General features: G+C 59.1%; 25 protein-coding genes and 1 pseudogene. 1 reads left to right on the top strand and 25 read right to left on the bottom strand.

The genetic code is table 11. The features are described from left to right. Position 1: 1 nt before the first annotated feature. The 8 genes from IPM27_08305 to waaC are packed head-to-tail and all read right to left on the bottom strand — an operon-like array spanning position 2 to position 8,832. A complete protein-coding gene (locus IPM27_08305) occupies positions 2 to 862 on the bottom strand; it encodes a class I SAM-dependent methyltransferase (GenBank protein MBK9161552.1) in 861 nt (286 codons plus the stop codon). Further along, positions 859 to 1,908: a glycosyltransferase family 4 protein gene (locus tag IPM27_08300; GenBank protein MBK9161551.1), complete on the bottom strand. Its 1,050-nt coding sequence runs from the start codon at positions 1,906 to 1,908 to the stop codon at positions 859 to 861. The genes IPM27_08305 and IPM27_08300 overlap by 4 nt, the downstream gene beginning before the upstream one ends. Further along, on the bottom strand, positions 1,905 to 2,723 hold the full coding sequence (locus IPM27_08295) for a glycosyltransferase family 2 protein (GenBank protein ID MBK9161550.1): 819 nt from the start codon (positions 2,721 to 2,723) through the stop codon (positions 1,905 to 1,907). Before IPM27_08295 ends, IPM27_08300 begins: the two co-directional genes overlap by 4 nt. Beyond that, on the bottom strand, positions 2,717 to 3,511 hold the full coding sequence (locus IPM27_08290) for a glycosyltransferase family 2 protein (protein MBK9161549.1): 795 nt from the start codon (positions 3,509 to 3,511) through the stop codon (positions 2,717 to 2,719). Before IPM27_08290 ends, IPM27_08295 begins: the two co-directional genes overlap by 7 nt. After that, positions 3,504 to 4,763: an O-antigen ligase family protein gene (locus IPM27_08285; GenBank protein MBK9161548.1), complete on the bottom strand. Its 1,260-nt coding sequence runs from the start codon at positions 4,761 to 4,763 to the stop codon at positions 3,504 to 3,506. The genes IPM27_08290 and IPM27_08285 overlap by 8 nt, the downstream gene beginning before the upstream one ends. Beyond that, on the bottom strand, positions 4,760 to 6,754 hold the full coding sequence (locus tag IPM27_08280; GenBank protein ID MBK9161547.1) for a polysaccharide biosynthesis protein: 1,995 nt from the start codon (positions 6,752 to 6,754) through the stop codon (positions 4,760 to 4,762). The genes IPM27_08285 and IPM27_08280 overlap by 4 nt, the downstream gene beginning before the upstream one ends. After that, a complete protein-coding gene (locus IPM27_08275; GenBank protein ID MBK9161546.1) occupies positions 6,744 to 7,724 on the bottom strand; it encodes a glycosyltransferase family 4 protein in 981 nt (326 codons plus the stop codon). The genes IPM27_08280 and IPM27_08275 overlap by 11 nt, the downstream gene beginning before the upstream one ends. Before the next feature lie 40 nt (positions 7,725 to 7,764). Next, positions 7,765 to 8,832, bottom strand: a complete 1,068-nt coding sequence (gene waaC / locus IPM27_08270; GenBank protein MBK9161545.1) for a lipopolysaccharide heptosyltransferase I — start codon at positions 8,830 to 8,832, stop codon at positions 7,765 to 7,767. A gap of 306 nt (positions 8,833 to 9,138) precedes the next feature. Between waaC and waaA the strand changes: the two genes are divergently transcribed. After that, positions 9,139 to 10,395: a lipid IV(A) 3-deoxy-D-manno-octulosonic acid transferase gene (waaA, locus tag IPM27_08265; protein MBK9161544.1), complete on the top strand. Its 1,257-nt coding sequence runs from the start codon at positions 9,139 to 9,141 to the stop codon at positions 10,393 to 10,395. Here the strand turns inward: waaA and cysC are convergent. The 17 genes and pseudogenes from cysC to IPM27_08180 form a co-directional block, all read right to left on the bottom strand. Further along, positions 10,370 to 11,035, bottom strand: a complete 666-nt coding sequence (gene cysC / locus IPM27_08260) for an adenylyl-sulfate kinase (protein ID MBK9161543.1) — start codon at positions 11,033 to 11,035, stop codon at positions 10,370 to 10,372. The genes waaA and cysC overlap by 26 nt on opposite strands. Positions 11,036 to 11,049: 14 nt before the next feature. Beyond that, positions 11,050 to 11,487, bottom strand: coding sequence for a PIN domain-containing protein (locus tag IPM27_08255; protein ID MBK9161542.1), 438 nt, complete (start codon positions 11,485 to 11,487; stop codon positions 11,050 to 11,052). Next, positions 11,487 to 11,726, bottom strand: coding sequence for a hypothetical protein (locus IPM27_08250; protein ID MBK9161541.1), 240 nt, complete (start codon positions 11,724 to 11,726; stop codon positions 11,487 to 11,489). Before IPM27_08250 ends, IPM27_08255 begins: the two co-directional genes overlap by 1 nt. A 71-nt stretch (positions 11,727 to 11,797) precedes the next feature. Continuing rightward, a complete protein-coding gene (cysQ, locus tag IPM27_08245; protein MBK9161540.1) occupies positions 11,798 to 12,631 on the bottom strand; it encodes a 3'(2'),5'-bisphosphate nucleotidase CysQ in 834 nt (277 codons plus the stop codon). Further along, on the bottom strand, positions 12,612 to 13,157 hold the full coding sequence (gene rfbC, locus IPM27_08240) for a dTDP-4-dehydrorhamnose 3,5-epimerase (GenBank protein ID MBK9161539.1): 546 nt from the start codon (positions 13,155 to 13,157) through the stop codon (positions 12,612 to 12,614). Before rfbC ends, cysQ begins: the two co-directional genes overlap by 20 nt. Then, positions 13,093 to 14,066, bottom strand: a pseudogene (gene rfbA / locus IPM27_08235) (glucose-1-phosphate thymidylyltransferase RfbA). The gene rfbC and the pseudogene rfbA overlap by 65 nt, the downstream one beginning before the upstream one ends. Further along, on the bottom strand, positions 14,051 to 14,404 hold the full coding sequence (locus IPM27_08230; GenBank protein MBK9161538.1) for a four helix bundle protein: 354 nt from the start codon (positions 14,402 to 14,404) through the stop codon (positions 14,051 to 14,053). Before IPM27_08230 ends, rfbA begins: the two are co-directional and overlap by 16 nt. Positions 14,405 to 14,467: 63 nt before the next feature. After that, positions 14,468 to 15,370 carry a dTDP-4-dehydrorhamnose reductase gene (gene rfbD / locus IPM27_08225; GenBank protein ID MBK9161537.1) on the bottom strand — a complete coding sequence of 301 codons (903 nt, stop codon included), beginning with the start codon at positions 15,368 to 15,370 and terminating at the stop codon, positions 14,468 to 14,470. Next, on the bottom strand, positions 15,370 to 16,494 hold the full coding sequence (rfbB, locus tag IPM27_08220; GenBank protein MBK9161536.1) for a dTDP-glucose 4,6-dehydratase: 1,125 nt from the start codon (positions 16,492 to 16,494) through the stop codon (positions 15,370 to 15,372). Before rfbB ends, rfbD begins: the two co-directional genes overlap by 1 nt. A gap of 196 nt (positions 16,495 to 16,690) precedes the next feature. After that, a complete protein-coding gene (locus IPM27_08215) occupies positions 16,691 to 17,668 on the bottom strand; it encodes an SDR family oxidoreductase (protein MBK9161535.1) in 978 nt (325 codons plus the stop codon). 48 nt (positions 17,669 to 17,716) lie between these two features. Further along, positions 17,717 to 20,623: a hypothetical protein gene (locus IPM27_08210; protein MBK9161534.1), complete on the bottom strand. Its 2,907-nt coding sequence runs from the start codon at positions 20,621 to 20,623 to the stop codon at positions 17,717 to 17,719. Positions 20,624 to 20,728: 105 nt separating this feature from the next. Further along, positions 20,729 to 21,922: a glycosyltransferase gene (locus IPM27_08205; GenBank protein ID MBK9161533.1), complete on the bottom strand. Its 1,194-nt coding sequence runs from the start codon at positions 21,920 to 21,922 to the stop codon at positions 20,729 to 20,731. A gap of 65 nt (positions 21,923 to 21,987) precedes the next feature. After that, positions 21,988 to 22,929, bottom strand: a complete 942-nt coding sequence (locus IPM27_08200) for an NAD-dependent epimerase/dehydratase family protein (GenBank protein MBK9161532.1) — start codon at positions 22,927 to 22,929, stop codon at positions 21,988 to 21,990. 91 nt (positions 22,930 to 23,020) lie between these two features. Next, positions 23,021 to 23,803, bottom strand: coding sequence for a glycosyltransferase (locus tag IPM27_08195; protein ID MBK9161531.1), 783 nt, complete (start codon positions 23,801 to 23,803; stop codon positions 23,021 to 23,023). Positions 23,804 to 23,833: 30 nt separating this feature from the next. After that, the gene (locus IPM27_08190; protein MBK9161530.1) at positions 23,834 to 24,769 is read right to left on the bottom strand and encodes an SDR family oxidoreductase; all 936 of its coding nucleotides are present in this window, start codon (positions 24,767 to 24,769) and stop codon (positions 23,834 to 23,836) included. 50 nt (positions 24,770 to 24,819) lie between these two features. Further along, entirely contained in the window at positions 24,820 to 25,620 is an 801-nt protein-coding gene (locus tag IPM27_08185; protein MBK9161529.1) for a class I SAM-dependent methyltransferase, read from the bottom strand. A 32-nt stretch (positions 25,621 to 25,652) separates the two neighbouring features. Continuing rightward, positions 25,653 to 26,423: an SDR family oxidoreductase gene (locus tag IPM27_08180; GenBank protein ID MBK9161528.1), complete on the bottom strand. Its 771-nt coding sequence runs from the start codon at positions 26,421 to 26,423 to the stop codon at positions 25,653 to 25,655. Between the last annotated feature and the right edge of the window lie 33 nt (positions 26,424 to 26,456).

The raw sequence follows: 26,456 nt of genomic DNA, 5'->3' as shown, positions 1-26,456 counted from the left end.
GTCACTCGCGTCTCAGATACACGGCCATGTCGTGTCCCTTGTCCAGCCAGGCGCCCAGCACGTTCATCATCTCGCCGGCAACCTTCGCGATGCGGTAGAGCGGCGCGGCACAGGTGCCTTTCTCGCGGAAGCGCACCCCGCGGGTATGGATGGCGGCAACGGAAAAACCCGTTTGTTGCGCCAGCCTGCCCAGCGAATCCGGCGTATAGAAACTGACATGCCCGCCATGTTTCGCGATGCTCAGGTATTCCCAGTCCGCGCCCATCGCCCCCATGCTCCAGCTTGCCGCATTGCCGGTACCGACCAGCAGGATGCCGCCCGGCCGCAGGATGCGCCGGCATTCCCGCAGCAGTTCCTGCGGGTGTTTGAGATGTTCGATCACCTCGAACAGCGTGACGGCATCGAACTGCCCATCGGCATAACCCGCGTCCTGCAACAGCCCCTGATGCACCTTCAGCCCGGCGGCCTGCGCCGTGGTGGCGGCTTTGGGCGCAGGCTCCACGCCTTCCGCCTGGAACCCGAGCGCGACGGCGGTATGCAGGAACGCCCCGCTGGAACACCCGACATCCAGCAGGCGGATCTCGCCGGGCGCACGGTCGAGCAGTTTCGCGATCCGGTCGAGGAATTTCCTGCTGCGCCGGACACGGCGCTGCTCCGACCCGGCGACCGGCAGCGTGCCCTGCGGGTCGTCGAATTCCTGCATCGATTGCCAATAATGTTCTTCGCTGCACTGGCTGACCAGTTGTCCGCATGCGCTGCAGCGCAGCAGCGCGCCTTCGGGCAGGACATACTGCGTGGTTTCCAGCGGTGCGGCGCAGCCCACCGGGCAGGTGTCCAGATAACGTGTTTCAGGATTGCTCATTTCGATTCTGCCTCAAGGAGTTCGCGGTAAATTGTCTCATATTCCTGCGCCACCACGCGCCAACTGCGTTCGAATCGCGGCACGGTTTCGCGGCGCCCCAATTCCCGTTCGACAGCGTCTGCCCACATCCCGACCGGCGCGGAAAGCGCTAGCACAGCGCCGGAGTCCGGGGTGACATGCGCCGCCGCGCCGCATACCTCCGAAACCACGACCGGCACCCTGGCCGCCATCGCCTCGCTGATCACCATGCCGTAAGGCTCCGCTCTGGCGGGGTGCAGCAGCACGTCGAACCCGGCGTGATGCGACTGGTCGCTCCAGCCCGCCAGCTCATAGCCGCCCTGCCAGCCGGCAAACAGATGTCTCACCTCGCCGGCGGCCGGCCCCACCACGCGGAATCGCAGGGCGGGACGCTTGCGGCGCAATGCCGCAACGACTTCGACGGCCAGCGGCAAGCCCTTGCGCTGCCATTCCTTGCCAACGAAACCGACCACGCCGCCATCGGCCGGGACCTCGCGCGGTTCGCGTACCGCGCCGGCCGCCACGCCCGGCACGACGGGCCCGGTCAGCTTGTGCGCCAGCTCCGGATAGTAATGCGCCAGCCGCTGCCTGATGAACCGCGAATTCGGCACGATGCATCGTGCGGCGCTCAATTCGCGCCGCTCCAGGAACAACTGCATCGCGACGCGCAACGAAACCCTGCGCCACCACGGCATGTCGCGCACCGACGCGAACGGCGGGCCATGGAACGTGGTCAGATGATGCGAAGCCAGGCGCTCATGGCTGTGGATCAGCCAGCCGGGATGCGGGTTATCGGCCAGCCAGCGCGCGACGCGTTTGCCGAAGCGCAGCAGCGACAACCAGCGCGGGCGCGGCGCGATGGCGCCCAGCTCGTGCACGGCGATGCCATGCGGCTTTTTGGCAAGACAGACCTCGCACAACACCTCGACCTCGTGCCCCAGTTCGCGCAATTCGCGCGTCAGTTCCCAGACATAGCGCTCCATGCCGCCCACCGGCCCGTAGCGCCGCACCACGTGCAATATCTTCATAGGTATTGGTCCACGCCCAGCTGCGCACGGATGTGCGTCGCCTGTAGCGCCTCGTGCAGGCGCTGTCGGTTCTCCGCAAGGTTGGCGCGGTCGTTCTCGCGATGCCACAGGTGGAACACCGGCACTGCGAAACGCGCCGACTTGTTGTGCACCCCGGCGCGCAGCAGCCGTATCACCAGGTCGGAATCCTCCAGCCCCCAGCCGGTATAGCGCTCGTCCAGGCCGTTCACGCGCAGCAGGTCGTCGCGCCACGCCGACAGGTTGCAGGTCTTCGCGCCCTGCCAGCGCGTCGGCAACCGCCTGCGCAGCCAGCCCATGCCGGGAACCCGCAGCAACGGCAACAGGCGTTCGATCTGTCCGCGCTGGCGCGCGCGCAGCCAGTCGCGCCTTCCCCACAGGTGGATCGGCAATCTGTCGCGCAACACCTGTTCGGTGAACGCCTGCGTCAGCATCAGGCGGTTGCCGGACAGGAACCAGCCGCGCTCCGCCAGACGGCGGTGGCTGGCGACGAAATCCGGCGGCAGCACACAATCGCCATCGATGAACACGATGTAGTCCGCAGTGGTGGCCGCCAGCGCACGGTTGCGGATCGCGGCAGCGCGGAACCCTTCGTCCGCCTGCCAGACATGCGTAACGGGGAACGGCGCGCGTGCGCCGTAAGCCGCAACCAGATCCGCCGTATCCTGCGTGGAACCATCGTCCGCGATGATCACCTCGAAATCCGCGTCGGTCTGCGCCAGACAGCCCTCCAGTACCGCGGCCAAGGCGTCGGGGCGGTTGTAGGTGGTGATGATCAGCGCAATACGCATCACGATTTTCTGTTCAGCAGCATCAGTTTCAGGTAGCGGTAATATGTGCCCTCGGCATTGGAGACCGCCAGCATGAAGCCTTCGCGCCCGTCGAGGAATCCGCCGCGCAGCACATAGGTGCGGAAGAAGCTCCACAGCCCGCGCAGCACCGCGCCGGACAGCGAGGCCTGCCTGCCGCGCCGCTGCATCATCGCCGCCCCCGCCGATGAATACTGGTTGACCTTGCGCAGCACCTCTTCCAGGTCGTCGAAAGCGTAATGCAGCAACTCGCCATCCAGCAGGCCGGTCCTGCCTTCCACCCGCAGCCGCTCGTGCACCAGGTCATCGGAGAACCTTGCCGCATCGCGCCGGAACAGACGCACGATGCGATCCGGGTACCAGCCTGAATGACGCATGAAGCGGCCGCAGTAGCTGGACAGGCGCGAGATCTCGTAAGCGGCATGCGCATTGTCCGTATCCGCCAGCACGGCCTCGATGGCAGCGCGCAGCTCCGGTGTCACGCGCTCGTCGGCATCGATCGAGAACACCCACTCTCTTGTCGAATGATCCAGCGCCCGGTTCTTCTGTATACCGAAACCCGGCCAGTCGCAGACGAACACGCGCGCGCCCATCTCGCGGCAGATCTCTGCCGTACCGTCGCTGCTGCCGGAATCGACCACCACGATCTCGCCCGCCCATGCCACCGATTCGAGACAGGCGCGAATGTTCGCCGCCTCGTTCCGGGTGATGACGATGACGGAAAGCCCGCGGCCAACCGGGGTGGTGCTTGCCGCGCCTGTGATTTCATCAGCCATGTCTCGCCACCTTCAGATTCGCAAACAATACCGCCGTCATGAACGCGAAGAACAGCCCGTCGGAATGATCCAGCAGCGCCGAGTTGACCAGGCAATTCGCCATATACGCCAGCACCAGTCCGCGCGCCGCATCCTGTTCGAACGGGGTCTCCAGCAGCGGCGCGTAACGCCACTGCGCATAAAACAGGTACAGCAGCAGCGCCAGTCCAGCCAGGCCGCATTGCACGGTCACCATCAGGTATTCGTTGTGCGGGTTGTGCGTCCGCAAGACCTCGCTGCCCTCGACCTGCCGCGCAAAAGCCGCCTGAAAACCGCCGGTGCCCACACCGAACAGCGGGTGCTGCTGCACGATCTGCAGGGTATTGTAGTAATAATCGAGCCGCTGGCCAGTCGAGCTCTCCCAGCCGTGGTTCGGCTGCCATGCCTGGAACTCGTCCGCCACCATGGACACCCGGTCGTGCAGGCGCGGCGAAGCAAGAAAGGCTGCGCTCGCCATGCCGGCCAGCAACAGCAGCGCTGCGGTAGCATGCCGCCAGTCCCACGCTTTGCCGCGCTTATGTCTGTGCCGCGCCAGCGTCGTCCATGCGAACCAGCCCAGCAGCAGCAACAGGATCACGTAACCGGTGCGTCCCTGCACCATGAACAGCACGTTGATCCCGGCCAGTCCGGCGTACGTCCCCCAGGCCAGCCGCGCGCCGGACGATGCCGCTTCGCGCAGATTGAGCAACGCAAGAAAGGCGCCCATCGCCATCATGTTGTTCTGCGTGATGTGGCTGTGGAAGATCACCGGATTATCCATGGCTGCCCACACAGGCATCCATGACTGCACCGGCAGCCAGCCCAGGCCCACCAGGTACGACAGCAGCAGGGTCGCCCCCATCGCCGCGAGGAAGGCGTATTGCGCCCGGCGCCGGGCGATCTCGCCGGACAGTATCAGCATGAACATCGGGATGAAGGCCAAGTCGGCGTATTTACCCAGGATGCCGGCGGCCTCGCGCAACGGCGTCTCGCCGTAGAACATGGCGGCAAACAATCCCAGGAACAGCAACCACGCGGCGCGCGCGACGGTATGTTGCACAGCCGTCTGCCAGATGGAGCGTGCGTTGAACAGCGCGCCGAGCAGAACGATCGCCAGCAGCAGATTGTCCAGCGCCACGGAAACGGGTACGGCAAGACCGATCAACACCGTGCTCACGCGCAATGGCGGCATGACAAAACGCTGCGCCAGGGTCGGAACGGTGCCCGATCTCACGGCTGCTTTTCCTGCCGCGATGTCGATGGCGTCGGATTCGGCTGGTATTCGGGCACCCAGGACTTCAGTTCGCTTTTCGCCTTTTCGTCGGCCATGGTCGCCGCGCCGATCCATTCCAGCAATCGCGCCAGCCAGTCCGCGTCGACCTGCCGCGCCTGCGCGATGCGCAACTTGGGATGCGGCGTCGGCAGGGTGTGTTCGTTGTCGGCCAGCAGCTCCTCGTAGAGTTTCTCGCCGGGACGCAGACCGGAGAACTCGATCCGGATCTCGTCTTCAGTGAACCCGGACAACCGTATCAGGTCCCTGGCCAGGTCGGCGATCCTCACCGGCTCGCCCATGTCCAGCACGAAGATCTCGCCGCCCTGCCCCATCAACCCCGCCTGCAACACCAGTTGCGCCGCCTCGGGAATGGACATGAAGTAGCGCGTGATCTCGGGATGGGTCACGGTGACCGGTCCGCCCTGCGCGATCTGTTCACGGAATTTCGGGATCACACTGCCGGTGCTGCCCAGCACATTACCAAAACGCACCATCACGAAACGCGTCAAGGGTTGAAGATCGCTTTTCACGTTTACCCCCTCGCCCGCAAGCGGGATAACCAGCGACTTGGCTGCGGTTGTTTGCAGCCTAGTCGAATGGCTAGTTGTTTCACCCAGAGGGTTGGGGTGAGGGGCTTCTTTCCGGGAGGAAGGCTGCAATGCCTGGCAGACCATCTCGGCCAGCCGCTTGCTCGCGCCCATCACATTGGTCGGATTCACCGCCTTGTCGGTGGAGATCATCACGAATCTGGCGACACCGTGCCGCTGTGCCGCGCGCGCCACCGTCCAGGTGCCCAGCACGTTGTTGCGGATCGCCTGCCAGGCGTTGTGCCGCTCCATCAGCGGCACATGCTTGTAGGCCGCCGCGTGGAACAGTACATCCGGCCGGTACTGTTGCATGACCTCGTCCACCCGTGCGGCATCGCGCACATCGCCGGCCAGATAGATGCAATGCAGGCCGGGAAAGGTCTGCCGCAACTCCTGTTCGATGGTGTACAACGCGAATTCGCCCTGTTCGAGCAATACCAGCGTAGCCGGCGAGAAACGCGCGATCTGGCGGCACAATTCGGAACCGATCGAGCCGCCTGCACCGGTCACCAGCACGGTCCTGCCGGTCAGCAGGCCATGCAGGCCGGCCTCGTCCAGTACCACCGGGTCGCGACCCAGCAGATCGTCCAGTTCGATGGCACGCAGCTGCGACACCGACACCTTGCCGCTCATCAGGTCGTCGAACGAGGGAACGGTCAGCGCCTTCACACTGGCGCAGGTACAGAGCTCGACCGCGCGCTTGCGCTGCTGGTGCGAGCCGGACGGCATGGCGATGATCACCTGGCGCACGCCCAGCCGCGCCACCCATTCCGGCAACTTATCCAGACCGCCCAGCACCCGCACCCCGTTGAGCGTGCGCCCGTGCTTGTCGGTGTCGTCATCCAGGTAGCCCACCAGCCGCAATTCCCGGCTTCTTGAAAGCTCCCTGGCGAGACTCACCGCCGCGTCACCCGCGCCCAGTATCAATACCGGTTCGCCGTGCAGTTTCACTTCACCGTACCAGCCCTGCTCCTTCCAAACGCGGTAGGCGAAACGGCTGCCGCCCATCATCAACAACAGCAGCAGCGGATTGATGACCAGCACCGAACGCGGCACGACCAGGTCGGCGCGCAGCATCCACAGCACGAAAGGGATGGCCACCGCCGCCAGCAACACCGCCAGCGCGATGTTGCGCAGGTCGTTGAGGCTGGCATAGCGCCAGATGCCGCGATACAGGCCGAAGCGCCAGAACACCACGACCTGCAATGGAACCACCCAGATCAGGGTCTGTTGCAACTCCACCGCGAAATTCGGCGGCAACTCGAAATTGAAGCGCAACAGATACGCGCAAGCCCAGGCCAGGATCGCTGCCACGATATCGTGCAGCATCGCCAGTGCGGCCTTGCCACTCCAGCTACGCGCCATCGTTGCCTCCTTGCCCGGCCTGATGCCGCAACCAGCGGCGATCGACCCACATCGACAGCCCCAGATAGATCGTTCCCCACCACGCCAGCAGGCCGCCCTGACCCATTGCATCCAGGCCGACACCCCATAATGCGGAGATTCCTGCCAGCAACATCAACAGGTATTCGGCCAGCGCGGTGTTGCGGTGTCCCCAGCCCATCTGCACCAGACGCTGGTAATAATGGCTGCGGTGCGCCTGTGCAAGTTTCTCGCCGCGTCGCAGACGGATGAACAGCGTCAGGGTCGCATCGGCGACGAACGGCGAAAAGACCAGTATCGGGAACCAGAACGGCCAATAGCCTTGTTGCCAACCCCACACGCCGAAAGTTGCGGCAAGGAAACCGAGCGTGATGGAGCCCGCGTCTCCCATGAACATCCTGGCCGGGTGGAAGTTATGGTAGAGGAAACCCAGCGCCGCCGCGCCGATCGTAAAATTCAGTATGGCGAAAGCCTCGTTGCCGTTCATCAGCCCGGCGATCCCGTAGAAGCTGAAGCCGAACAGCGCCATGCCGCCCGCCAGCCCGTCCGAGCCGTCCATGAAGTTATACAGATTGGTCATCCACACGATGAACAGCACCACCGGGACGGCCCACAGCAAGGGAACGCCCGCCCCCGACACGGCGACCAGCGCGGCGATAAAGTGCCCGACCAGCCGCGTGCGCGGCGACAGGTTGCGTATGTCATCCACCAGCGACAATGCGAACAGGCCCAGCGCAGGCAACACGATCCACCATGCCCAGAACTGGAACAGCAGCCCCCAGCCGGACAGGACGCCGGCCACCAGTGCGATGCCGCCGGTACGCGGGATCGGCTCGGTGTGCAGCGAACGTTCGTTGGGAATGTCCTGCAGCGTGTCGCCCTTGTTCCGGCTCAGGATCAGGGCCGTCACCATCGTGACGAAAGCCGAGATCAGCGGGGAGTAATACGTCATGCGGTTTTACCGTAGATTGAACGGCACGCATTTTAACAGTTTATGCGCGATGCTCTGCCCGGTTTATGCCCGGCAACGCGATGCATTCCCGGTGAACCTGCTGTGCGGTGATCGCCAGTTGGCAGGGCGGAATGCCATCCGCTGTTTCAAGCTTCGGACAATCGCGCTTGAAGCACGGCGCGCAATCCATGCCGCTGGTGAGGTGCCGGCACGACTTGCCGGGGATGCCGCTGTAATCCGGATCGGTCGGGCCGTGCAGCATGACGCCGGGAATGTCGAGTACCGCAGCAAGATGGCCGATGCCGGTCTCCACGCTGACGAAGGCGCGCGCATGCAGCAGGACGCTCATCAATCCGCTCAACGACAGTCTGGGCAATACTTGCGCATGTTCGCCGCCCGCTGCCTGCAGGCGCTGCGCGCGCTGGTGCTCCTCTTCGTTGCCCCAGGGCAACAGGCAGTTCCAGCCCGATTGCGTCAGAAGACGGATCAACTCCAGCCATGAGGATTCCGGCCAGTATTTGCTGTTCCAGGTCGTGCCGTGCAGCAATACCAGATACGGTTGCGCGGCGATCTCCCCGAGTTCGTCGCCGAACGCGACCTGCATCTGCCGCCGGCGGAAATCGTCGAGGCCGTAGTCGGCCGGCTGCGTCACATCGGCATCGAACAGGCGCGCCACCAGTTGCCGGTTCTTCTCGACCACATGCAGCCCGTCCGGCACCCGGACCGTCTGTCTGTAGAACCGGGCCGCCTGGGATTCGCGCGCGCTGTGCGCATCGAAGCCGGATACCGCAACGCCGGCCAGCCGTGCCAGCATTGCGCTCTTGAGCAATCCCTGCGCATCCAGCACGATGTCGTACTGCTCCGCCTGCAGTTGCCGGCGCAGACCTCCCAGCAGGGCCGGTAATTTCCACCAGGTCTTTTTGTGGGCGCGCAACGGCACGGCGATCACCTTGTCCACCGCCGCATGCCAGCCCGCCATCTCGGCGAAGGCGGGCTCCACCAGCCAGTGAATCTGCGCCTCCGGGAACCGGCGATGCAGATCGCTGATGGCCGGGAACAGGTGCAGGATGTCACCCAGCGAAGACAGTCTTACGACTAGTATTTTCATTGTTATTGATCTTTCCGTAATTCATCCCAAACAATGCATTGGGTGAAGAACGTCTATGTAGGAGCGCAATTTATTGCGCGATTTGAACGCATCGCGCAATAAATTGCGCTCCTACACAACACCTAACGACCGAATGGACTATTTGCGTCCATAACACATCCATTTTCAGCAGCCGCCAGAGGGCATATCCATGGATATGGCTGCATTCTAGTGGGCGCGCGCGGACGCAACAAATGTTTTTCTTGAGTCACCCGCCCAACGACACTACCATGCGCGACATCGTAGCAACCATGCCACCGACGCCGGATGAGACCCCTTTACACCGTTGCACTGCTGCTGGCGCTGCCGCTGATCCTGCTGCGCCTGCTGTGGCGCGCGCGCAAACAGCCCGAATACCTGCATCACATCGGCGAGCGCTTCGGCCGTTATGCCGTGCGCTGCGACCAGCCGGTCATCTGGCTGCATGCCGTGTCGGTGGGCGAGACCCGCGCCACGCAAAACCTCGTCGCCCGGCTGCGCGAGAACTATCCCGCGCACCGCATCCTGATCACCCATACCACGCCCACCGGACGTGCCACCGGTGAACAGATGTATGGCGACGACGTGCTGCGCGCCTACCTGCCCTACGACTACCCGTTCGCGGTGAACGGTTTCCTGCGGCACTTCCGGCCGCAACTGTGCATCCTGATGGAAACGGAGATCTGGTTCAATCTGATCCATGCCTGCCGGCGCAACGACATTCCCCTGCTGCTGCTGAACGCGCGCATGTCGGATAAATCCGCTCGGGGTTATGCGCGCTTCGCGCGGCTGACCCGCAGCGCGCTTGGTGCGCTCGCCTCAGTGGGCGCGCAAACGGAGGACGACGCGCATCGTCTTGCCGGACTGGGCGCCCATGACATCACTGTGACGGGCAACCTCAAGTTCGACATCGAGCCGCCGCCCGCGATGCTCGAACGTGGCCGGCAACTGCGCGAGCAGTTCGGTATGGCGCGCAAGGTATTCCTTGCCGCCAGCACCCGCGAAGGGGAAGAGGCATTGTTGCTTGATGCATTGAAAGACGTTCACATCCCCGGCCTGCTGCTGGTCATCGTGCCGCGCCATCCGCAACGGTTCGATAACGTCGCCGACCTGTTCGCACAACGCAACATCACGTTCCGGCGCAGGAGCGATAACCGCCCGGTTCCGGCAGACACTCAAGTGGTGTTGGGCGACAGCATGGGAGAGATGTTCGCGTACTACGCTGCCGCCGACATCGCCTTCATCGGTGGCAGCCTGCTGCCCTATGGTGCGCAGAACCTGATCGAAGCCTGCGCAGCCGGCACGCCGGTACTGGTCGGGCCGCATACTTTCAACTTCGCGGAGGCGACGCGGCTGGCCGTTGCTGCGGGCGCCGCCATCCAGGTGCCTGATGGTGGAACGCTGATCGCGGAAGCCCGGCGCCTGCTCAGCGACCCGGAAGCACTGGCGGAGATGCGCAAACAGGGTATCGTCTTTGTGGAACGGAATCGCGGCGCGACAAACGAATCGCTGCGCATCGTCACTTCACTGCTGACAGTTCCCTGATCGCCTGTTCGTGTTGCATCAGAACCGGGCGCTCACCCTGCGCAAGCAGCCGCATCACCTGTTGCACGCAATCCTGCAAGTCATGTTCCGCCGTGTTCACCGCCAGTTCCGGATGATCCGGGGCCTCATAGGGCGAGGAGATGCCGGTGAAATTGCTGATCTCGCCGGCGCGCGCCTTCTTGTACATGCCTTTCACATCGCGCTGTTCGCACACCTCGAGCGGGCACTGGCAGAATATCTCAAGGAATTCGCCCGGCGGGACCATCCTGCGCACCTTGTCGCGCTCGGCCTGGAACGGCGAGATGAACGCGGTCAGCACGATCACGCCCGCCTCCATGAACAGTTTGGACATCTCGCCGATGCGGCGGATGTTCTCCACCCTGTCCTCCGCAGAGAACCCCAGGTCGCCGCACAAGCCGTGGCGCACGTTGTCGCCGTCCAGCACGAACGTCCTGCATCCCATCCGGTGCAGGGTCTCTTCCACCTCGTGCGCCAGCGTGGACTTGCCCGAACCGGACAGGCCGGTGAACCACAGGATCGCCCCGCGATGACCGTTCTGCGCCTCGCGGCGCGCGCGCGTCACCGTGGCGTGATGCCACACTACGTTGTCGGAAATTAATCCCTCGTTCTGCTCTGTCATTTGAATCCTTGTAGTCAATATTCAGCCAGCACGACCAATTGGTCAGGCCGTGCATCGCGCACCGCATTAGCGCCAATACGCCGATCAAGCGTAACAAACCGCCCACCGTGCCGTATGGCCAATGCCAATAAATATGCATCCGTTACCTGCCGATGCGCCAACATCCGCGGCCACTCCACCCCCCCGCTTCCCAGCAGACTGATATCGGCGGGCCAAAACACATGATCGGCACTTGCCGAAGCCTCTGCCAATCGTTCTGCAACCTGGCCGATCGGCAGCGATCCCGGGTAGTTCGGCTGCGACATGATGCGTATGCAGCCATTCTGGGTTATCGGGCATGAAGCCCACCCATGCTTGATTTCGCTTTCCAGCCAGGACATTGCCAACTCATGGTGGATATGTCCCGCATCAAGCAATGCGATCAGAACATTCACATCCAGCAAAGCGCGCATCAAACACCCTCTTGGTCGCGCAATTGATCGACTTTGTCGTCGGTTGCTATCAACCCCCGTGACGGGAACGGCCTGAATCCTCCGACTTGCCGATGTTCAGGCTGATTCTGCGGCTGCCCGCCCGCCAATGCATTCCTCAATAATCTTGAAACAACCTGCCCGGCGGAAACATGTTGGAGTCGCGCCAATTCTTTGGCCGCCGCCAAAACATCGTCTTCAATATCCAGCGTGGTACGCATAAAGACCTCCTGACAATAAAAACGCATCTTGATGCTATGACATCATGATGCGCGCCGTCAAGAAAAGTGCGTCATTTCCAGGCCATGATCTTACCCAACAACACCTTATCGTCCGCAGCCAACACCATGAAGGGCGGATTATGCAGATCCGGTTTGTTATAACACAACGACTCTCCGTGGCTGTCGCATACGATGCCGCCCGCTTCCAGCACGATGGCGTGTGCGGCGGCGGTGTCCCATTCCATCGTCGGACCGAGCCGCGGGTAGAGATGCGCACTACCCTCGGCCACCAGGCAGAGCTTCAGCGAACTGCCCATGCTGACGAACTCGCCGCCGCCCAGATGCGCCACCAGATCGTCCTGGCGCGGATCGCTGTGCGAACGGCTGCCCACCATTTTGAGTTGCCCGTGCCCGTCATGCAGCGCGACCCGGATGGCGACCGGCGCCTCGTCGCCGCGCTGCCTGAACGCGCCGCTGCCCCGCTCGGCGAAATAACTCAGCCCGAGTGCCGGTGCATGCACCACACCCATCACCGGTGCGCCGTCCTCGATCAGCGCGATGTTCACGGTGAACTCGCCGTTGCGCTTGATGAATTCCCTGGTGCCGTCCAGCGGATCGACCAGCCAGAATCGCCCCCAGTGGCGGCGCGTTTCATACTCCACATGGGCGGATTCCTCGGACAGTACCGGCAGATCGGGTGTCAGCCGCTGCAGTCCTTCCACGATGGCGTGATGCGAGGCCATGTCCGCTGCCGTCAGCGGCGAACCGTCCGCCTTGCTCTGCTCACCCGTATTCCCGGCCTCGTAGGCCGCCATTATTTTTTGGCCCGCGAGGCGGGCCAGGGTCAACACTTCTATCAGCATATTCTCTCTAATCGCAAGGATGTCATGGAAATACCTCTGCATCGCTGAGACTCCTTCCTTTTTCATCCTTGACAGAAAGCATGGGGGGGCGCTGCAATTTCCAGTCAATCGCCAGTGTCGAATCATCCCAGCGAATGCAGCGCTCGTGCTCCGGAAACCAATAGTCCGTCGTCTTGTACAAGAACTCTGCCGCATCCGACAATACGAGAAAGCCGTGCGCAAAACCCTCGGGGACCCAGAGCATCCGTTTGTTCCCGGCGGAAAGCTCTACCGCAACATGCCGCCCGAAGGTCGGCGAACTCTTGCGGATGTCCACCACCACATCCAGCACGGCACCTTGCACTACGCGAACCAGTTTAGCCTGCGGGTGTTGTATCTGGTAATGCAGCCCGCGCAGTACGTTCCCGACCGAACGCGAATGATTGTCCTGCACGAAGTCCACCTCGCGCCCGATCAACTCGGTGAATTTGCGCCTGTTGAAACTCTCGAAGAAAAACCCGCGATCATCGCCGAATACTTTCGGTTCGATGACCAGCACATCGGGAAGAGAGGTCGGAATCGCTTTCAATGCGGATGTCCCTTTCCTTGATTACCTGCATCAGATAATCACCGTAGCCGCTCTTCAGCAGGGGCGTTGCCAGTTTTCCAGTTGTGCGGCATCGATGAATCCCCTGGCGAAAGGCGATCTCCTCCGGACAGGCGATCTTCTGCCCCTGGCGCTGCTCGATGGTCTGCACGAACTGGCTGGCGTCCAGCATGGATTCATGTGTGCCGGTATCCAACCAGGCGTAGCCGCGCCCCATGATCTCGACCGACAGCTTGCCATGTTCGAGGTAGGTGCGATTGATATCGGTGATCTCCAGTTCGCCGCGCTTGGAAGGTCTGAGGTTCGCGGCGATATCCAGCACCGAGTTATCGTAGAAATACAGCCCGGTGACGGCGTAACTGGATTTGGGTTGCGCCGGTTTCTCTTCCAGCGAAACGGCCTGACCGTTCGCATCGAACTCCACCACTCCATAATGCTCCGGATTGCGCACATGATAGGCGAATACCGTTGCGCCAGCTTCACGCTGTGCTGCCTTGTTCAACTGCTGATAGAAAGAATGGCCGTAAAAGATGTTGTCCCCGAGCACCAGCGCGGAGGGGTCGCCACCGATGAAATCGCGTCCGATGATGAAGGCCTGCGCCAGTCCGTCCGGGGATGGCTGCACGGCATATTGCAGGTTCAACCCCACGCACTGCCGTCACCCAGCAGTTGTTCGAAGCGCGGCGTATCCTGCGGCGTCGAGATAATCAGGATGTCGCGTATCCCGGCCAGCATCAGGGTGGACAGCGGATAGTAGATCATCGGCTTGTCATAGATCGGCAAAAGCTGTTTGGAGACTGCCAGCGTGACCGGGTGCAGGCGCGTCCCCGACCCCCCGGCCAGAATGATGCCTTTTCTGGTAAGTGGGGAGTGGGTCATTGGGTGCTCCATTTTTTGTGCAGGCCAGTCAATAATTTCCCGGTACGATCGGCCAGGTCAAATGCGGTGTGTTCGGACGAAACAAAATCAAGCATTACTGCCAATTGAAGTTGCGTTTCCAGCTCGGCTAGTGAGCCGCGTGAAATACCGATGAAGTGCAAATATTCTTTTGCGCCGTTTCGTCCGGCTCCTTCGGCGATATTGCTGGGTATTGATACTGCTGCGCGTCTCATTTGTTGTGCGAGTCCATAACGTTCCTCTACCGGAAAATCTGCCGTGAGTTGATACACCGCTTTAACCAACTGCATCGCAAACTTCCATGCATCTAATTGTTCGTGCGGTTTTCCCATTTACTCCCCACTCCCCACTCCCCACTCCCCACTCCCCACTCCCCACTCCCCACTCCCCACTCCCTACTTACCTCTATCCAGAATTTCAGTGAGCATGCGCTCGACTCCGGCCTGCCAGCACGGCAGGCTCAGATCGAATGTCTTGCGCAACTTATCACAATCCAGCCGCGAGTTATGCGGACGCGTTGCAGGTGTCGGGAAAGCGCTGGTCGGAACCGCCTTGACCGCTTCCGGAGCCACCTTGAGCGCAATTCCCGCCTGCCGTGCGAAATCCAGCACGAAGCTTGCGTAGCCGTGCCACGAAATCTCGCCCGAAGCGGCCAGATGATACATGCCCGCCACCCCGGCGTCCTGCTGCGCGGCGCGGATCGCGTGCGCGGTGACATCCGCCAGCAAGTCCGCACCGGTAGGCGCGCCGAACTGGTCGTCGATGACACTGAGGCTGTCGCGTTCCTGTGCCAGTCTCAGCATGGTCTTCGCAAAATTGCCACCGCGCGCGCCATATACCCAACTGGCGCGGAAGATGAGATGTTTGCAGCCGGATTGCCGGATCATCTGCTCGCCTTCCAGCTTGGTCGCACCATATACATTGAGCGGGCCGGTGGCATCGCTTTCCTTCCAGGGCTTGTCCCCGCCACCATCGAACACATAGTCGGTTGAATAATGGACCAGCCATGCATCGCTGCGCCCGGCTTCCTCCGCCAGCACACCGGGGGCGCGCGCATTGATGGCGCGCGCCAAATCCGCTTCGCTCTCGGCCTTGTCCACCGCGGTATAGGCAGCAGCATTGACGATCACGTCCGGCGCAACAGCGCGTATCGTATCTGCAAGTCCCCCAAGGTCTGCCAGATCGCCGCAGTATTCCCTGCTGTTGCGATCCAGCGCGACCAGCTCGCCCAGCGGCGCAAGGCTGCGTTGCAGCTCCCATCCAACCTGGCCGTTCTTGCCGAGCAGCAGGATCTTCATCAGGTGCGTTCCGCGTAATTCTTTTCTACCCAGTTACGATAGGCGCCCGACTGTACATGGCCCACCCATTCCGGATTGTCCAGATACCATTGCACGGTCTTGCGGATGCCGGTCTCGAAGGTCTCGGCCGGCTTCCAGCCGAGTTCGCGCTCGATCTTGCGCGCATCGATTGCGTAGCGGCGGTCATGACCCGGACGGTCGGCAACGAAGGCGATTAAAGAGCGGTAAGTGGGGGGGAGGGAGGGGGGAGTGGGGGGGGAGTCTTTCCCACTTCCCACTTCCGACTTCCGACTCCCCAGTTTCAAGGGGCGCAGCTCGTCGAGCAGATCACACACCGTGTGCACGATATCGAGGTTGGCTTTCTCGTTCCAGCCGCCGACGTTGTAAACCTCCCCGACCTTGCCCGCTTCCAGCACGCGGCGGATCGCGCTGCAATGATCCTTTACAAACAGCCAGTCCCGGATTTGCTGCCCGTCGCCATATATCGGCAAGGGTTTTCCCGCGAGTGCATTGACGATCATCAGCGGGATGAGTTTCTCCGGGAAATGGTACGGCCCGTAGTTGTTGGAACAGTTGGTGGTCAGTACCGGCAGGCCATAGGTATGGTGGTAGGCGCGCACCAGATGGTCGCTGGCCGCCTTGCTGGCGGAATAAGGGCTGTTCGGTTCGTAGCGGCGCGTCTCGCTGAAAGCCGGCTCGTCCTTGGCGAGCGAACCATACACTTCATCGGTGGACACATGCAGGAATCGGAAGTCGTCTTTTTCCTTATCTATCAGGCCGCTCCAGTAGGCGCGAACCGCTTCGAGCAGGTGGAAGGTGCCGACGACGTTGGTTTGTATGAAATCTTCCGGGCCGTGGATGGATCGATCCACATGGCTTTCCGCAGCAAAGTTGATGATGGCGCGAGGTCGATATCGGGACAACAGTCCTCCGATCAGTCCTGCGTCACCGATATCGCCCTGCACAAAGACATGACGCGCATCGTCCTTAAGGGAAGCGAGATTCTCCAGATTCCCGGCGTAAGTCAGCTTATCCAGATTGACGATGCCCTCGTCGTTCTGCGCGAACCAGTCCAGCACAAAATTCGAGCCGATGAAACCTGCTCCGCCTGTAACCAGAATCATAAGGCCGCTTCCCGTATGACAAAACCCTTCGCTCGAATTTCAGTGCAGGCTAATGCGCGAATGCGCGTTATGCCGGAACTAAAATTCGAGCCAATAAACCCTGCGCTGTCGGTCGCTAAAATCATGTGGTTATAACTCACCTGCCGAGATGCCCGATGTTCAAAAGAGCAGTAATTATATTCAATGGGGAAACCATTCATCCATCTTTCCCCTGGCCGGATGTATGACCGAGATACCAGTCCGCCGTCGCTTGCAAGCCCTGCTCCATCGTAAATGGAGAAACCCACGCCAGGTCGCCGCGTATCTTTTCATCATTCACTCGCAACGAGCCGAGCAGTCTGGCAATTTGTTCGGGGCGCCCCAACAAGGCTGCCAAAATGCGCAACAGTACCGGCGGCAAGTAAAACAAACGACTGTTGCGCCCCAAAGCATGCGCCATCTTCTCGATCAGGGCTGTTGTAGAGACATCCTCGCCATCGCTCACCAGATAGGTCTGGCCCGCTGCTGCAGGATGTGTCGAGCAGGCAATGAGCGCATCCACTAGATTACCCAGACAAATCAGGCTGCGCCGATTCTGCAAGGACGCAAACGGCAATGGAATACCTTTTGCAACCACATTCAACATCTGCGCAAAGTTGCCCTTCACGCCCGGCCCGTACACCAGCGGGGGGCGCACAATGACATCTTCCAGACCAGTCTCACTGGCCACACGGCGCAATGCCTGTTCGGCTTCCCATTTTGAAACACCGTAGGGATCTTGTGCCGCGGGCATGTCTGTCTCGGAGAATTGCTGCCCACTGGAGGTCTGCTCGCCATTGACCTTGATGGAGCTGACATAAACCATGCGCTTCACGCCGCTGGCCGCAGCGCATCGGGCCAGATGTTCCGTTCCCGCGACATTGATGCGACGAAATTCAGCCAATGGGTCCATAGCGTTTTCGCGCATCACATGCACGCGCGCAGCAAGATGAATCACCACTTCCACGCCATCCAGTGCAACCGTCCAATCCGTGTCTGCACCGATCTCCCCGACCACAGCAACTGGCACTGCGGACGAAATCGAAGACATCCGGCTACGTACCGCACCACACACCGAATGCCCCCTGAACAACAATTCGGCACACAACGCCTGCCCCACAAACCCGCTGGCACCAGTCACAAGAAATGTGGTCATAGACTTCCGAGTATCAGAACAATCATTTCACCGTCCGCTTTTATTAAATCAACCCTCCCGGGGTCGGTACCGGAGGGGTATTTTGCTGTCGTATATGTGAGCGATCATCGCATTCCAGCTGCCCGCCACCAGCAGAACATATGCGCATCCAGCAATTGCCGCGCCTATATACACGTGATAGTGCAAGCAGATGAAGAGCGTAAAGAAACTGACCCAGTTGAATACAATAAAGATACTGTCAGAAACCGGTATGTGTTTAAGGTAATTTGCGTAAAAAACCAGAATTGCCGCTGAAGCAGCCATCGAAAGTGTCATGGCAAGTGAAATGCCCCCGACACCCAATAGCCTCGCAAGAAGAATCCCCAGCACAATGGTCAGTACCAACCCCACCAGCGATGACAGCAACACGATCCATGTACGCTGATAGGCAGTAATGAATTTAATGGCGACCAACCCGCACGTATAGAACGGGAGCTGGATCACGCCGTATTGGATTACCCTGACCATTTTTTGTATCTCCGCTTCGTTTAACGCACTATTTGCAAACACTGAAACGGTCAGGGATTCTGCCATCATTGACATGGCAAGCGCCGCCGGAACACTGATCAAAGTTACAAGCAACAGAAAAAAAGACAGGTCTGATTTCGCCTGATGATGATGGAGTTTTGCCACCAGGCCGGAAAAATACGGCAATAGCACCGTAGTCATTCCAATCCCGATCACTCCCGTGATCAACAAAACGACCTTCGACCCCAGGCCAATGATTGCGACGCTGCCCGATGGCAAGCTAGCCGCGATCACATTTGCCACCGGCACAAACAGTGCGGCTGACAGTGATGACGCCACAAGGATGGCATACTGGTGGAAAGGCAATTTCTGGAACGCAGTTGGAATATCCAATCGAAGCGAGGGTAATACCCCCCTTTGCTTGAGCGCATATATCACCAATGCAAGATTCATGACCTGCCCGACCAGCATGCCGTATGCTGCAGCGTAAATACCATGCGCCGAGCCGAATGTTAATAGCGCCACAAATACCACGAACGGCACCACAAGCTGTGCCGCTGCCGGGAATACCAGCCTGCCTGCGGTATTAAGAACGGCATTACCTATAATCACGAGCCCGCTGAAAAGCAAAATTATCAGGTAAATATTCATGATTTTGATGATGGCCGCCATTTTTTCGGCGGTGTAATGCCATTTCAATGCCGAAAACAGATACGGCGCAAAGAAATACAAAAGAGCGGATATCAATGCGAGCATCATCACCAACAGAAACATCGTGGAACCAATGATCCGTGCCTGTACCAACCGATCGGAAGCGTTCTGTAGCGCAGAGAACACTGGGGTCATTGCCGCTCCCGCCGGAATGGAAAGCAACGCCACACAAAACATGGGAATCATTGCGCCAAGAAAGAAGCTGTCCATTTCGTTGCCCGCGCCCAGCCAGCTAATCATATAAAGATCGCGCGCAAAAAAACCCAGTGACCCGATCAACGTCAGCAATGAAACCATTGCCGTAGCGCCGATAAGAGATTTTTTCGTGCCTTTGTGCTGAACCGGACTGCCATCTTCCGCCGGACTGTAAACCTCATGGGCAGTTTCAGGCGCCCGCCTTCCCTTCCTGCCCGGACGATTCAGAAAAAAACGAACCCATCCGCCAATGGCGATAACCATCAGCATAAATTCGTAGACATACCGAAAACGATATAAGGTACCGACGTTGGGCATCACAAGGCTGAACACCATCATGAAAAACACGGCGAACAACATCGTTATCGTCAATGCAAGTGTGCGCCGGTAGTACAACGCAAACAGCAGACCGGGCACGAGGCAATACCAAAGAGCCGTTTCACATACGCCGATGAGCCGGGTCAGACTGGGCCTCTGCATCCACGTATCCGGGAACGGAGCAAACAAAGCAATCTGCAGAGCGCGAGGCATGTAAATGATCACCTCTGAAACTGATTGCGGCGCGATTTCCGTATCAATCGCAGAGCCGGCGTTAACGTACTGATTTTTCTCTATCATGCCAACGCGCGTTCTGGCTGTCGTCTCCAAATAACTTTCCAGAATATCGGGGAACCAGCGTGAGTCGCGCCATTGCCATGACCTCGTGGTATCCGTAATCCCGGAGGGAACCCACTCCGCGTAACTTTCACTCTGCCCACCCGCGAAGGGGCGGGCGATCTGGAATGTTGCGGCGATAAAAAGAATCGCAGAAAGATAGAAAAGCATGATCCGGTAACGGCGGGGATGTTTCACCCGCAGGAGATGAAACGCAACAACGCAGGCAATCACCCCAGCCGCCACAAACAACAGTTTGAGGTAATACAGTTTGACAAAAGCAACCAGCAGTATCCCCAGCCACATCCATGCAAGAAGTTTCGCCGTCCCGCCCTTCACTGATACTGGATGAAGCGCCTTGAGCCAGGTATAGAGAATCAGCAGCATGCCAGTGATGACATAGCAATCCTTGAGCGGCTGGCTGTACCAGCTAAGCGATGAGGGGAAGACGATGAACAGTATCGCGGTAGCCAGCCCGGCGAGGTTTCCGGCACGGCCGGGCCATAACTCACGCCCGATAAGGAGGAGCAAATAAGCACTGCTTGCCTGGAAGAACGCGTTAACCGGGATGATCAGTGCCGGGTCAGCCGAGAAAAGGGCATATAGTGCGGCAAGAACAGCCACGTTACCCCCTGTGCTGGTTTGCGCTGACCAGATCGACCATGCAGACCATCCATGCGCGCGAATATTGTCCGCGATGAGTATCGCAGACCTGTGGTAATACTCCGCATCATTCATAAGCAAGCCCGAGCCGGCGTGCATGGCGGGTAGCATCGGCAACAGGAATTTCTGGAACAGCAGGGAGGAGACCGTCGCAAAACAGAATGCGAATATCCAGAGATATCGCGCCTGCAGGGATTCCTTGATTAGCAATGGAGCGTTCTTCACTTTACCTTCAATTCATCGGGAATGTCCCGTGCAAATCCACTGCCGCTTCCATAAATCGCGCAGCCTGAATTTCCCGGAGAATCCCATGAAAATAATCGTTCAATCCTATAGCTGACGCGGCTTCCGAGCCTTTTCTGCACGTAACAGGAGACGATGATACTCCTCAATCAGCCCCCCGTTTACCATATTCGCATCGAAAAGCATCTCTATCCTGTTTCGGGCCGCGCACCCCATTTGCACACGCCGTTCACCGTCAGTCAGCAGCATGGACAGCGCCCTTGCCAGTGCTGACGAATCACGCGGCGGCACCAGAATTCCCGTTTCGTTATCTACCACCGCGTCGGATAGGCCGTAAATATTCGATCCAACGGTCGGCACGCCCATTGCCGCAGCCTCGATGACAACCGTACCGAACCCTTCCCGATAACTCGGCAGACACAGGATATCGGCAATAGACATATATGCCTCCGGGCATGCTGTATAACTTACAACATGCGTATCCTGGATACCCTCAATATCTCGCCGCGAGATTCCTCCAGTCACGCCGCTGTCCGAATCAAATGGCCCGACAAATACCAGATGCACGCGATTCAGCTCATTTTTTGTCTCGCGGAACGCCTCGAGCAATTCATGCACACCCTTGTCGACCGTAATGCGCCCCACAAACAATATCACTTGCGCATCTTCCGGAATATTCAGAGCCCGCCTAGTGGCAATTTTCTCCTCGCTCGAAAAGCGCGCCGGACTGAACCGTCCGGTATCCACACCGGCCAGCGAGCCCGCCCCTATTACGAACAGTTGTTCGGGGGCAATCAGTCCCTGTTCAATGAGAAATTGACGCTGGCTTTCGCTATCCGCATAACAGCGCGTACTCAGTTTGCCTATCAGCTTGTCACTCCCGCGCGCCAGACCGCGCTTGATCCCCCTCATGCGCACCCAGGGTTGACCGGTAAAAGTGTGTAAACGTATCGGCACACCTGCCAGAAGCGCGGCAATGGCAGTAAGCAATCCGGCTTTGGGAGTGGTCGAATGCGCGATGTCGATATGCTCACGCCTGAAAAACCGGTACAGACATATCAACGCCCGCAGATCACGCCACGGCGAGATTGATCGCGGGATATCGATTGCGACACAATCCACATCCGGAATCCTTTCCAAGGATGCCATCTCGGGTCCGCTACTGGCCACTACCGTTACGTGCGCACCGCTTTCACTCAGCGACTCGATTTGGCGCTTCAACTGAGACACAACAAAAAATGCAACCGTGGAAATGCGGGCAATGCGGACATTTGGCAACATTTCAGGCCGGACAGCAGGGACGTGCACGGATGATTGCGACTCGGATTTAAATGTCATGGCACTCGTCATTGGCTCTTCTTCCATAGGGCCACCAACTCCATCACCCCCTCTTCCATCGTCACCAGATGGCGATAGCCCAACTCCCGCTCAATTCTCGTATCCGGATAAGTCGCCCGGTTCGTCAGCGCATCAACCCTGGCCTCGGTAAGCGGAAAACCCGGGAGCATTTCACTCCATCTGGCAAGCAGCCTGACCGGCGCCTTGGGCAATCGCATGCGCGGCGCATGTTTTCCCAGCGCACTGGCAATGATGGCAACAAACTCTTCCAGAGTACGGCAATCCGAAAGATTGAATATCCCGCCCTCTGCGCGCGGCAGGGTGCCGCATTGCAGCAACGCTTCGGCCACATTATCGACATGGATGTAGTTGGCCGACGCGCCGGGCTTGCCGATGTAAAAGAACAATCCCCGGTCGATGATGCGGATCATGTCGAACAGCGATCGATTTTGCATCCCCGCGCCGAACACGTTCGAGGGGCGCAGCATGGAATAGCCAAAACAGCCACGATCTGCCGCCTCGATGATGATCTGGTCCGACTCGGCTTTGGTAACCTCGTATTCACCGACCGGGCTTATCGCCGAGTCCTCGGTAACCTCGCCTTCGCTTACCGGCCCGTACACGCCGACACTGCTCAATTGCACCCAGCGGCCGATGCGATGCGAAGCTGCCCCGACCAGTTTGTGCGTTGCATCGACATGCAGGGCGCGCATGGCAGACAGGTCATTGATCTGCCCGGCACAGTGATAGAGCACTTCCACACCCTCCAGAATTGATGAAAGCTCGCTCACTTCCGCTGTCAGCAGGTCGCATTGATGCACCTCGATCGAAGAATGTTCGCCCGGGTCTGGAGTGCGCGTCAACAAGCGCACCGTATCGCCCCGTTCGATCAGACGTGCAACCAGCTTCCTGCCAATAAAACCGGTCCCGCCGGTAACCGCGACTATCATTTTTGGCTATCCATCAGGTTCAAGATCCTGCAAGCGTTAAGTACGGTGCCGGCCTGCGGCTGCAACGGCCGCCGGTGCTGCGACATCCCGATCATTTCAACAACAGTTTGTACGTCCAGTATTTTGCGTATTGAATTACAAGGGTGGGCAATAATCCGTAGGAGATGCCGAAAAGTCGGCCGACATGCCGCACGACCCCGATCGCACGTCTGGTTTCCAATGAACGGCTGAACGTGATGTTGTTCGAATGGACGCGATACTGGATCAAGGGCTGGTCGATGTAGAGTAACGGAAACTCGTGCGCGACCCGCAACCAGAATTCATAATCTTCTATACCGCGCCACACCGGATCCGTATTGATGAACCCAACGCGATCGAATACGCTCCGCCGGATCAGTACGCTGGAATTCGGGATGACATTGCCCTTCAGAAGCTCGTAAAAGTGGTTATTGAAAATTTTTCGCCTATTGAGCGGGCGTTCCCCCAACACACCGTTACGCAGAACCTGTCCATTGGTATAGCACAGCCCGACCTCCCCGTTATGCTCCATGGCATCCACTTGAATGGCAAGCTTGTCCTGAACCCAGATATCGTCATCATCGCAAAGTGCAACATATTTCCCGCGCGCCTCCCTGATTCCCGTATTGCGCGGCTTTGCAGGCTGCCCGCTCTTTTCCTGCCGGATCAGGCGGACCCGTGTATCGGCGATCGAGGACACCATCTCATCGGTGCCATCCGTGGAGCCATCCGACACGACAATCAGTTCAAAATCGCGAAATGTCTGATGCAGGATCGACCGAAGCGTTTCGGACAACAATTCTTTGCGGTTATGCGTCGGAACTACAACGCTTACCATGATTGAAAATGGCTGCATGCTCCCGGGTTCCTTCGCTGTATCCATCATCTATGGAAGGGTGCGCCGGAAATAGGCGATCGTTTCTTTCAGCCCATCTTCAAGGCCGACCTTGGGCTCCCAGCCCAGTTCTTTCCTGGCCAATGTGATATCCGGCTGGCGTTGCTTCGGATCATCGGACGGCAACGGTTTGAATACCAGCCGGCTTTTCGAACCGGTGAGCTGCAGGATTTTTTCCGACAGTTCCAGCATGGTGAATTCCCCCGGGTTCCCAACATTGACCGGGCCGGTAACATTCTTTTCAGTATCCATCATGCGGATGAGCGCTTCGACAAGATCATCGACATAGCAAAAACTCCGGGTCTGCTGGCCATCGCCATAGATAGTGATATCACTGCCCCGGAGCGCCTGGACGATAAAGTTGCTTACCACCCGCCCGTCATTGGGATGCATGCGCGGTCCATAGGTATTGAAAATGCGCACCACCTTGATCGGCAGATCATATTGGCGCCAGTAATCGAAGAATAGCGTTTCCGCGCATCGTTTGCCTTCATCGTAGCAGCTGCGTATGCCTATCGGGTTCACGCGCCCCCAGTAGCTTTCATCCTGTGGATGCACTTCGGGGTCGCCATACACCTCGGAGGTCGAAGCCTGCAGGATTTTGGCCTTGACCCGCTTGGCCAGCCCGAGCATGTTGATTGCGCCGTGGACACTCGTTTTGGTCGTCTGTACCGGATCGAACTGATAATGGATCGGCGAAGCGGGGCATGCCAGGTTATAGATCTGGTCGACCTCGACATAGAGCGGGAAAGTAACGTCGTGCCGCGATAATTCAAAATTGGGGTTACCCATGAGATGCACGATGTTCTGCTTGCTGCCGGTGAAAAAATTGTCCACGCACAGCACATCGTGCCCATCATTGATCAACCTTTCGCAAAGATGCGACCCCAGAAAGCCCGCGCCGCCGGTTACCAGAATTTTTTCCATTTTTTAATTCTCGTGATTGTAAAGTTACGCCCTCGATGACCTGTCCGGTATCAGGCAGCCCTGCAAATAAAATGTGTCAAACCTGCGCCACGATCGCCTTTAACCGTAGGCAATCCCGTATTAACGACTTCCACCAGAGAGAATCCCGAGCGCCTGATGGCTTCCTGCCAGTACCATGACGGATAGCTTTTATCCCCGAGCAACGGGTCGTACAAAAAGCCGCTCGACGAAATGGACGGCGAAGTTCTCTCATACTCACGCGCGATCGCTTTGCCGATCATCCTGGCGAAAGCAACCGCAAGCGACAATACATAGCGCAACCACGGGCGCGGCGTTTCGTTCAGGATAAGCAGCAGGCCATCTTTCTTCAGCACGCGCCGTATCTCCCTCAGGACACCTTCCAGGCTGTCGGCATGATGAAGCGCGGATGAGGCAACGACCATGTCCAGTGACGCATCCTGAAACAGCAAAGGCGTGAACATGCCCTCGATGGTTTCGATCTTTTCGGCATTGCCGTTCATTATCCTTGTAACCTGCGGCAGCAGGTCAGACAGGAAACGCCTGCTTGAATCCAGAGCGTATATCGTACTTACGGCTTCGAACCCGGACAGGTATCCCGCCAGCCATCCGCCCCCGCAGCCCACGTCCAGAATCCGAGAATCATTCTTCAAGTATGCGTTCCAGTCGATCAGCTTGACCGCGTCCAGATAATTGCAGTCCCCGCACAACCGATTGAAGTAGGCGTCCGGATCACGAAGCCAACTGCCCGATTCCGGATAATGGGTCTCCATCGCGCCATCCCATTGCAATACATTGCGCTCGGTCTGTTCGTAAATCCATGTCTTGTTCATTCGCTCAACCCGTCCAATTCCAGTAACCGGCATTACAGCGAGAATCCGTCATCGACTATCAGATTCTGCCCTGTCACATGCCGTGACGCATCCGACAGCAGGAATAGCAGGCTGCCGTTTATATCCTGCGGATCAAGCATCCCCTTGCCATTGCAGTGGGCGTTGTACTTTTCCAGGAAAGCTTCGGGTTGCTGATCCAGTATCCCGCCCGGACTGAGGCAATTCACCCTTATGCCATCGCCCTTGAAATACTGGGCGAAGTAGCGCGTCAGGTGGACGACCGCCGACTTGATGGCAGCATACTCGACCGGCATGGTCATGGGTGTCTCCGCATAAACCTCGAAACGCGGCGCCATGACCCCGTAAATGGAGGCCATGTTAACGATGTTGCCCCCGCCGTGTTCCCGGAAGAACAGGCCGAATTGCCGGGCCATGAGGAAGTATCCGCCCAGATGGGAATTGACGTTCTCGCAAAAATCCTCATAGGTCACGTCTTCCAGCTTGCGCCCGTAATTGCGGTTGCGCGGGTAAGCATTGTTCACCAGCGCATCAATATGCCCGTATCTTTCCATGAGTCCGGCGATCAGCGCGCTTATGGATGCATGGCTGGTAATATCCAGCGAAACGGCTTCCGCCCGCCCCGGATGCATCCCTGCGATCCCGGCTGCCGCCAGCTTCGCAGCCTCCATATCAATATCAGCGACCACTGCCACACCGCCCTGCTCGGCCACGGCAGCACAGAACTGCCTTCCGAGAAAACCGGCTCCGCCTGTGACAACAACAACTTTATCTGTCAGCAACATGGTTGCTCCTGTTGGGATCTGCCGCACGGACAG

The sequence above is a fragment of the Nitrosomonadales bacterium genome (assembly GCA_016716325.1).
Lineage (GTDB): Bacteria > Pseudomonadota > Gammaproteobacteria > Burkholderiales > Gallionellaceae > Gallionella.
The sequence above is the reverse complement of the archived record's forward strand: the minus strand, read 5'-3'. Positions and strand labels throughout refer to the sequence as shown.